At 64.0% G+C, this 8,956-nt stretch carries 6 protein-coding genes; 4 read left to right on the forward strand and 2 right to left on the reverse strand.

All coding sequences use genetic code 11. The features are described from left to right. Positions 1-291: 291 nt before the first annotated feature. The 4 genes from AB4Z51_RS43105 to AB4Z51_RS43120 all read left to right on the forward strand — a co-directional run bounded on the left by AB4Z51_RS43105 (position 292) and on the right by AB4Z51_RS43120 (position 6,698). Positions 292-5,118 (forward strand): NAD-glutamate dehydrogenase, encoded by a 4,827-nt coding sequence (locus tag AB4Z51_RS43105; protein ID WP_354080286.1) that lies wholly within the window; start codon positions 292-294, stop codon positions 5,116-5,118. 50 nt (positions 5,119-5,168) lie between these two features. Next, positions 5,169-5,489 (forward strand): hypothetical protein, encoded by a 321-nt coding sequence (locus AB4Z51_RS43110; protein ID WP_063979802.1) that lies wholly within the window; start codon positions 5,169-5,171, stop codon positions 5,487-5,489. 203 nt (positions 5,490-5,692) lie between these two features. Then, complete coding sequence (locus AB4Z51_RS43115; protein WP_085400052.1) at positions 5,693-6,163, forward strand: aminoacyl-tRNA deacylase; 471 nt, start codon at positions 5,693-5,695, stop codon at positions 6,161-6,163. Positions 6,164-6,278: 115 nt separating this feature from the next. Continuing rightward, positions 6,279-6,698, forward strand: coding sequence for a CBS domain-containing protein (locus AB4Z51_RS43120; RefSeq protein WP_085399989.1), 420 nt, complete (start codon positions 6,279-6,281; stop codon positions 6,696-6,698). Between the two features lie 137 nt (positions 6,699-6,835). Here AB4Z51_RS43120 and AB4Z51_RS43125 read toward each other — a convergent pair whose 3' ends face one another. Both AB4Z51_RS43125 and AB4Z51_RS43130 read right to left on the reverse strand, forming a co-directional pair. Next, positions 6,836-7,234 carry a hypothetical protein gene (locus AB4Z51_RS43125; RefSeq protein ID WP_085399987.1) on the reverse strand — a complete coding sequence of 133 codons (399 nt, stop codon included), beginning with the start codon at positions 7,232-7,234 and terminating at the stop codon, positions 6,836-6,838. A 167-nt stretch (positions 7,235-7,401) separates the two neighbouring features. Then, the gene (locus AB4Z51_RS43130) at positions 7,402-8,184 is read right to left on the reverse strand and encodes an alpha/beta fold hydrolase (protein ID WP_085399985.1); all 783 of its coding nucleotides are present in this window, start codon (positions 8,182-8,184) and stop codon (positions 7,402-7,404) included. Positions 8,185-8,956: the final 772 nt, after the last annotated feature.

Genomic DNA, 8,956 nt, shown 5'->3' on the forward strand with positions numbered 1-8,956 from the left:
TCGGAACGGTGCTCCAGCGCGCCATTGAGAATAAAAACACGAGCTCATACACAATTGAAATTGCTCGTAATTTTCTCACCTCGATGATTCGGCGGCCTCGCCAGCCACTGTCGGAAATTCCGGCACGCCTCACAACAGCGTGCGCCTTTCGCTCCGGGATCGTAGTATTGTCGTCGGAAGCTGCCGACGCACGAGACCGGGGATCTTGCCTATCCACGCGATCGCGGCGCTCGACGAGATGCACTCCAGAATTAGGCTGAGGATCGCGACTGCGGTCGGACGGCGCGGCAAATGGAGGACATGATGGCGTGGCGTGACGACAAGGCCCGGGCAACCTTGATCCGCGATGCAGCAGGCAGCGTGCCGCCGGGCAAGAGCCCGCGGGCCTTTGCCGAGCCCTTGTTCGGCTACAGCAATATCGAGGATCTCGACAATTACGACGCCGCCTCGCTCGCCGTCCTGGCGGAGCAAGCCTGGGAGCATGTGCAGCGGCGCACGTCGGGCAGCGCCGATATCCGCGTGGTCAATCCGACGTTGCCGAACGGGCGCGAGATTTCCGTGCTCGAGATTCTCAACGACAACATGCCTTTCCTGTACGACTCCACGATGGCGGAGCTCGCCGAGCAGGGCATCGAAGTCACCCTCGTCGCCCACCCGATCATCGCCGTGGAGCGCGATGCCGAGGGCAAGCTGCTGCGGTTCTACGGCGAGGCACTGCCGGAGGGCGCAAGAGGCGCGCGCGAAAGCCTGATCCACCTCCACATCACCCGCCTGGACGCCGACGCCGATCGCCAGAAGCTGATCGACGGACTGACCAGGGCGTTGAACAACGTCCGCGCCTGCGTCACCGACTGGCGCGCCATGCGTGACCGCGTCGAGGAAGCAATCAAGACGTTCGCTTCCAATCCGCCGCCGCTGCCGATCGACGAGGTCGCCGAGGCCAGTCAGTTCCTGCAATGGCTCTGCGCGGACAATTTCACTTTCCTCGGCGTGCGCGAATATCGCTTCTCGCCCGACAGCGATGCGTCCGACGACATCACCAGCGGCGAAGGCCTCGGCATCCTGCGCGATCCCGACGTGAAGGTCCTGCGACGCGGCAACGAAATGGTGGTGATGACGTCGGAAATCCGCGAGTTCATGCACGAGCCGACCCTGCTGATCGTCATCAAGGCCAATGTCTCAAGCCTCGTCCATCGGCGCATCCGGATGGATTATGTGGGGATCAAGCTCTATGCACCCGACGGCCGGCTCGAGGGCGAATTGCGCGTCGTCGGCCTGTTTACCTCCGGCGCCTATACCCGCTCGGTGCGGCAGATCCCTTATGTGCGCCACAAGGTTTCGCGGGTGCTGCAGCGCGCCGGCTTCGACCCGAACGGCCATTCGGGCAAGGCGCTCATGCATATCCTGGAAGATTATCCGCGTGACGAGCTGTTCCAGATCGACGTCGACACGCTCTACAATTTCGTCATCGAGGTCCTGATCCTCTACGAGCGCCCGCGCGTCCGGGCGCTGGCGCGGGTCGACAAGTTCGATCGCTTCGTCTCCATTCTCACCTTCATTCCGCGCGACAAATACGACACCGACGTCCGCACGCGGGTCGGAGCCTTCCTGTCGCAGGTCTACAAGGGGACCCTGTCGGCGTCCTACGTATCGTTCCCTGAGGGCGCACTTGCGCGCGTCCACTTCATCATCGGGCGCTATGAAGGCAAAACGCCCGTCGTCGAGCGCGCCGCGCTCGAAGCCGGCATCAGCGCCATTGCCGCGACCTGGACCGACAAGCTGAAGGCCGCGCTCACCGCGTCGACCGACGGCATGCGGGCGCGCATGATCGCCAATCGTTATGCCCAGGCCTTTAGCGGCGGCTATACCGAGGTTTTCACGGCGGAGCAGGCCATCGCCGACATCGCCACCATCGAAAGGCTGACGCCGGCCCGCCCGGTGACGATTTCGGTGCACCGCGACAAGGGCGAGGACGATCCCAGGCGCTTCGGCCTGAAGGTGTTCTCCGACGCCGCACCGCTATCGCTGTCCTATCGCGTGCCGGTGATCGAAAATCACGGCCTGCGCGTGGTCGACGAACGCACCTATCAGATCGTGCCCGGCAACAGGCCGGAGCCGGTCTGGCTGCATGAGATGACGATCGAGACCAGCGACGGCCAGCCGATCGAGATCAATCCGGAATTCAGCCATCGCCTGGAAGCCTCGATCATGGCGGTGGTCACAGATCGCGCCGAATCCGACGGATACAACGCCCTGATCCTGCGCACCGCGCTGGGCTGGCGCGAGGTCTCGACGATCCGGGCGCTGTCGCGCTATCTGCACCAGATCCGCGCTCCGTTCACCCAGGATTACATGTGGGAGACCTTGCGCAAGAACGCCGCGATCACGGCCACCCTCGTCGCACTGTTCCAGACCCGCCTCGATCCACGCCTCGTGCTTACCGATCGCGAGCGTTCGGCGCGCGAGACGGCACTCCTTGCCGAGATCGAGGAGCAGCTCAAATCCGTCGCCTCGCTCGATGAAGACCGCATCCTGCGCCGCTTCACCAATCTGGTGCAGTCAACCATCCGCACCAATCTGTGGCAGATCGGCGACGATGGACATCCGCGTCCGGTCATCTCCTTCAAGTTCGACGCGCGGCGGATCGACGATTTGCCGGCGCCGCGGCCTCTCTACGAGATCTTCGTCTCCTCGCCGCGGGTCGAAGGCATTCACCTGCGCTTCGGCAAGGTCGCGCGCGGCGGCTTGCGCTGGTCCGACCGGCCGCAGGATTTCCGCACCGAGATCCTGGGTCTCGTGAAGGCGCAGCAGGTCAAGAACGCCGTGATCGTGCCGGTCGGCGCCAAGGGCGGTTTCGTGCCCAAGCGGCTGCCGCCGCCGTCCAATCGCGACGCCTGGCTCGCGGAAGGCACCGAGGCCTATCGCATCTTCGTGCGCTCGCTGCTCGAGCTCACCGACAATCTCGACGGCGACGCCGTCGTGCCGCCCGATTCCACTGTGCGCCATGACGGCGACGACCCCTACCTCGTGGTCGCCGCCGACAAGGGCACCGCCACCTTCTCCGATGTCGCCAACGCGATCTCGGCCGAGAAGAACCATTGGCTCGGCGACGCCTTCGCCTCCGGCGGCAGCCAGGGCTACGACCACAAGAAGATGGGGATCACGGCGCGCGGCGCCTGGGAGGCGGTCAAGCGCCACTTCCGCGAGCTCGGCACCGACATTCAGACCATGCCGTTCACGGCTGCCGGCGTCGGCGACATGTCCGGCGACGTCTTCGGCAATGGCATGCTGCTCTCGCCGGCGACAAGGCTCGTGGCGGCGTTCGATCACCGCGACATCTTCATCGATCCCTCCCCCGACCCTTCGACCAGCTTCGCCGAGCGCAAGCGTCTGTTCGACCTGCCGCGATCGAGCTGGCAGGACTACAACAAGTCGCTGATCTCGCAGGGCGGCGGCGTGTTCTCGCGCACGCTCAAGGCGATCCCGCTCGCACCGGAAGTCCGCAGCCTGCTCGATCTCGACAAGGAGCAGGCCACGCCGTTCGAGGTGATGACGGCGATCCTGAAAGCGCGCACGGACCTGCTGTGGTTTGGCGGCATCGGCACCTATATCCGCGCATCTGCAGAGAGCGACGATCAGGCCGGCGACCGTGCCAACGATCCGATCCGCATCGCAGGCACTGACGTTCGCGCCCGGGTGATCGGCGAGGGCGCCAATCTCGGCGTCACCCAGCGCGGCCGCATCGAAGCGGCGCAGAAGGGCGTCAAGCTCAACACCGACGCCATCGACAATTCGGCCGGCGTCAACACCTCCGACGTCGAGGTCAATATCAAGGTCGCGCTGGCGCGCCCCGAGCGCGAGGGCCGCCTCAGCTTCGCCGATCGCAACAGCCTGCTGGCCGCGATGACCGACGAGGTCGGCACGCTGGTGCTGCGCAACAACTATCTGCAGACGCTGGCGCTCTCGCTCGCCGAGCGCAAGGGCGTGGCCGAGACCGGCTTCCTCACCCGCCTGATGCAGTCGCTCGAGCAGCGCGGCCTGCTCAGCCGCGCCGTGGAGTTCCTGCCCGACGACGCAGCGCTCACCGAGCGTACACGGCGCGGCCAGGCCCTGACACGGCCCGAGCTTGCCGTGCTGCTCGCCTACGCCAAGCTGACGCTCTACGAGGACCTGCTCCTCACCAGCGTGCCTGATGATCCTTATCTCGCCCGCAGACTGTCCCTGTATTTTCCGCGCGAGGTTCCCGATAGATTCCCGGCCGCGGTCGAGCTCCATCGCCTGCGACGCGAGATCATCGCGACCAGTCTCGTCAATGCCGTGATCAACCGCGGCGGCCCGGCGTGTATCGTGCGCCTGACCGACGAGACCGACGCCGATATCTCCACCATCGTCATGGCGCAGGTGGCGGTGGACGCGATCTACGAGCTCAGGCGGCTCAATGACGCGATCGACGCGCTCGACACCCGCATCGACGGGCAGGTGCAGCTCGGCCTCTACGCGACGGTCCAGGACCTCCTGATTTCCCGCATGGTCTGGTACGTGCGCAATGTCGATTTCAAGGACGGCCTCGAGGCGGTGATCGGACGTTTTGGCCCGGGTATCCGCGAGATCGCGGCCTCCCTCGACACCACCCTGCCGCCGGACCTGCAGGCCGCGCGCGGCAAGCGGCGCCAGGAGCTCACCGATGCCGGCGTCCCGGCCGGCCTCGCCGGTGAGCTCGCCGATCTCGACCCTCTGATCGCGGCACCCGATATCGTGACGGTCGCCGAGCGCACCTCCCGCGCCATCGGCGATGCTGCCGCAACCTTCTTCGCTGCGGAAGCCAATTTCCGTCTCGACCGCATCATCGCCGCCGCGCGCAGCGTGCCGGCAAATGATTATTTCGAACGCATGGCGGTCGATCGCGCCGTCGAGCAGATCGCCGGCGCCGAACGAAGACTGGCCGCGGATATGCTGGCAACCGGCCAGTCCGGCCAGCAGGCCGTCGAGACCTGGCTCGCGGCTCACCCCGAAGCGGCGCGCATCCGCCGCTCGGTCGAGGAGATTGCGGCCAGCGGCCTGACGCTTGCCAAGCTGACGGTGGCGGCGAACCTGCTGGGGGACCTGGTCAAAGTCTGAGCGCGTGCGAGGCAGCGATGTGAAACCTAGCCGGCGAACGGAGGAATCCCATGATCCACGCCACTTGCCACACCGCCGATAATGTCCGCTGCATCGAGTTCGATGCCACACCTTGGTTCAGCGAGGCTGACGCTCCGAGCATTGTCGATCTGGCCCGACGAGGCTGGACCAGCACGGCGATTGCAGAGTCCCTCGAGCACCGACGAGGATACGAGGGCTTGCACGATCTCGTCGAGTATGCGGCGAAGCGACTGCAATCGGAGTCCCTGGAGGACCCGACCTGGGAAACCTTCGCGTGCGTCGTCGATGGACCCGAGGCCGTCGCGTGGCTCAGGGAGAACCGGCCCAACGTTGTGGCAAGGATCCCGTAAGACACGAGAAGCGCAGCAAAAGCCACAATCGATCGGCGGCAAACGAAGCGGAAAGGCGCGCCCGGAACGATCTGAACCCCCGACTCGATTGCCGCATTCGAGCGCGAGGCCTATGCTGGCATCCGGCAATCACGCGGCCGCCCATCGTGCGGCGGGGCAGCCTCACGATGGATGGCTCGCATATCCATCCGAAAGGCTACGCTATGACCATTGCCCCCACGCTCCACCGATACCTGGCTGCCGAGAACATCCAGTATGTCGAGATCCCGCACGTTTTCACCATGTCATCCGCGCGCACGGCGCAGGCCTGCCACGTCTCGGGCGATCGTTTCGCCAAGGCCGTCGTGCTGCGCCATGACGGCGGCTATATGCTCGCGATCGTTCCGGCATCGCACCGTCTCAACTTGCCGGACTTGAAGGAGAAGCTCGGCGCGGATCTCGTGATGGCGAACGAAACCGAGATCAACAGGCTGTTCGCGGACTGCGCGCATGGAGCCGTTCCGGCGGTAGGCCGATGCTACGGGCTCGATCTCATCGTCGATGACAGCATCCGGGCGCAGCCCGAGATCTATATCGAAGCCGGCGACCATGAGACGCTGCTTCACCTGACGCATGCACAGTTCGAACGGCTGACGGCCAGTGCGCCGCATGGACGCTTCAGCACGCACGGTTGACGCAGCATGGCAGCGGGATGATTTTTCCTGCGCCTTCGTCGCGGCGCGCGTGCGGTCGCGCCCGGTTCGTAGTATAATCGCGTCACGGGGGCTGCGTTCGCAACGGAGGTCCTCCATGAAGGTCAAGGACGTGATGCACAAGGGTGTCGATTGGGTCAGCCCGGACACCCCGATCACCGAGATCGCGAAGTTGATGCAAGGGCACGACATCGGCTGCATTCCGATCGGCGATGACGACCATCTGATCGGGATGGTGACCGATCGCGACATCGTCTGCAAAGGCCTCGCGAGCAAGAACTTCAACGCCGCGCGCATGACGGCGCGGGACGTGATGACCGAAGGCATCCATTGCTGCCGGGAAGACGACGATCTGGCGAAAGCCGTGCATCACATGGAGACGCTGAAAATCCGCAGGCTGCCCGTGATCAACAAGAGCAGGCGGATGGTCGGCATGATCAGCCTGGGCGATGTCAGCCAATTCGCCAGCGTTGATCTGTTGACCCAATGCATCAAGGGCGTGTCGGCCCATCATTGATGGCGACCGCCACCCGGCGCCCGGAACTTCGTCGCATCGCTCGCAGGACCCCGCTGCCGGCGAACGCGCACGCTATGATACGCGACCTGCCAAGAAGCTGCTCCGCCGTCTTCTCGTCCCCATTGTCACCTGCGCAGCTAATTCTTCAATTCGTTCCGCAGCTCATTCTTGGCGTTCCGCATCTTGCTCGCTCCCCTGAGCGGGGGCTTCGGCGGCGGAGTCGGATTCGCCCAGCCTGCCATCTGCAGGCAGGTGAGCAGATCGACATAGCTTTCTATTCCCTCTGCAGCAGCCTCGCCTTCGCAACTATCGCGCGCGGGGCCCGGAACAGTCAGCCAGGTCGAGCTCAGCTGTTGCTGCGCAATTGTCTCGTCACGCACGCACTCGCCGGCGTCCTGCGCCAGGGTGAGCCCTGAGGCCTTGTCGTCGGCGGAAACGTCCCGGCAAAGGGCTTCCACATTGAAGATGGGCACACGGTCTGAAATCGGAATCGTGGGCTGGCCAAGAAGCGACAGGACCAAGAGCGCTGCTTTCATAAAATCCTCCCTTGAATCGGGTTGGACGGGAAAGCTCCGGGGAGGTTAGGCCCGGTTTGTTTCCGGCCGGCTTCGCCCGGCCGGCAAAGGGTTTCGTCCTTGCCCGGCAGCGCATTGTGGCTTCCCGACGGACGCCGGTCGCGGCGCGTCACGGCCGAAGGCGAAGCTTACCCGGGTCTTCGCACGTAGAGCGAGATAAACCGGTCGATCATCGGGTTGATCTGCTCCGGCACCTCCAGCGACAGGAAATGTCCGGAGCCGACGGCCTTGGCCGTGACCAGCTGCGGGCACAGCTCCGCAAAACGATCCAGATCCGCGAGCCGATGGGCCGCTTCGATGTAGAGCACCGGGACCCGGCACGCCTGGGCGCATTCACGCGCCCGATGCACATCCCAGGGAAACAGACTTGTAAACGTGGACACCAGCACGTGCTGTGGCGTCGCCAGAAAGGTCTGTTCAACATGGGCGCGGCATCTGTCGGTCGGCAGACAGGAGTCCGCTACGATTTTCCGTACCTCGTCCGCAAAATTCGCGCCCCTTAAGCCCTCCAGATACCCGGCGAACACCGTCCCTGCCGAGGCAGGGAAGAGCACCCCTGAGTCGAGCAGCACCAGGCCTGCAGGAAAGTCCGGATAGCGGGCGGCGATTTCGAGCGCCATGTTGCCACCCATGCTTTGACCCACGATGATCGGCTTTGTGATCTGCTGTCGGTTGCACAGAAAGACGAGATCATCGGCGAAGCTTTCGATCGAATACGCCTGTTGCGGCTTGTCGCTCTCACCATGCCCGCGCAGCTCGGCATTCAATGCCCGACCTTGACTGGCGAAATACTCCATCTGCGGCGCAAAATGCGTGCGATCCCCGCCGAGGCCATGGACGAACAGGAATTGAAGCGGTCCCGCGCCGGCAATGTCGAAGGACAGCTGGATTCCGTCATGCGCGAGCTTCATGGGTCATCTCCATATTCACCGACATGTCCAGGCGTCTCTGGCGAGTCCTCAATCTAACCGGCGCCACACGGCCGATAAAGACGGGAACCACTGCTTCGCCGTGGTGCCATGACGCTGCGGCCGACCAAGCGCACCGGCCGCACATTCGGCGATGCCACGCGATTTTTCGCTCCGCCGAGGCCGGCCGGAAAGGCCGTCACCAGCTCCAGGCTTACGCGGTGACGAACATGAGCAGCGGCGCGATGATCTCGCCCGGCGCAGAAATGGGAGGTTTTGGAGTGCCCAGTTTTGTAGCGGAATGGCGCGCCCGGAACGAGGCGACCGATGCACAGCTTCACATTGAAAAATCAGTACAAATCAGCGCGACTGCCGCCGGGCTTGTACCACCACTTGTGACCACCGACAAGGCGCGGCAGAGCAGCCATCCAGCGCAGCCAACAGCTCCCCGCACTGCTCCCTTTCACCCCGCTTTGCAATCGCTCTTCACGAGCATGAACGAGCCTAGAGGCTTAGATTGTTGACCCTGATACATGTACTCGAAGGCAATCCCGCCATCGAGACCGTTGGTTGTGCGCTTTCCCAAAGCAGAAGGCGAATTTCTGGCCTAACTGCAGAAACCTTGTCCCCCCGCCATGCAAGACGTACCGGGAACACGATTCCATAGATCGATGCCAGGACTGCCAAACTCCCAACGACTATTGCAACGTACATGGTCCGTCGGGCCGCTCGCTCAATCCGGTAACTCATCATCAAGCCTTTCGCAGCGTCCTCT

The sequence above is a fragment of the Bradyrhizobium sp. 2TAF36 genome, from assembly GCF_052114925.1.
In the GTDB taxonomy this organism is placed as follows: Bacteria; Pseudomonadota; Alphaproteobacteria; order Rhizobiales; family Xanthobacteraceae; genus Bradyrhizobium; species Bradyrhizobium barranii.

Coding starts and splice junctions, on each gene's coding strand:
- AB4Z51_RS43105 (WP_354080286.1), top strand. CDS start 292: ATGGAGGACATGATGGCGTGGCGTGACGACAAGGCCCGGGCAACCTTG.
- AB4Z51_RS43110 (WP_063979802.1), top strand. CDS start 5,169: ATGATCCACGCCACTTGCCACACCGCCGATAATGTCCGCTGCATCGAG.
- AB4Z51_RS43115 (WP_085400052.1), top strand. CDS start 5,693: ATGACCATTGCCCCCACGCTCCACCGATACCTGGCTGCCGAGAACATC.
- AB4Z51_RS43120 (WP_085399989.1), top strand. CDS start 6,279: ATGAAGGTCAAGGACGTGATGCACAAGGGTGTCGATTGGGTCAGCCCG.
- AB4Z51_RS43125 (WP_085399987.1), bottom strand. CDS start 7,234: ATGAAAGCAGCGCTCTTGGTCCTGTCGCTTCTTGGCCAGCCCACGATT.
- AB4Z51_RS43130 (WP_085399985.1), bottom strand. CDS start 8,184: ATGAAGCTCGCGCATGACGGAATCCAGCTGTCCTTCGACATTGCCGGC.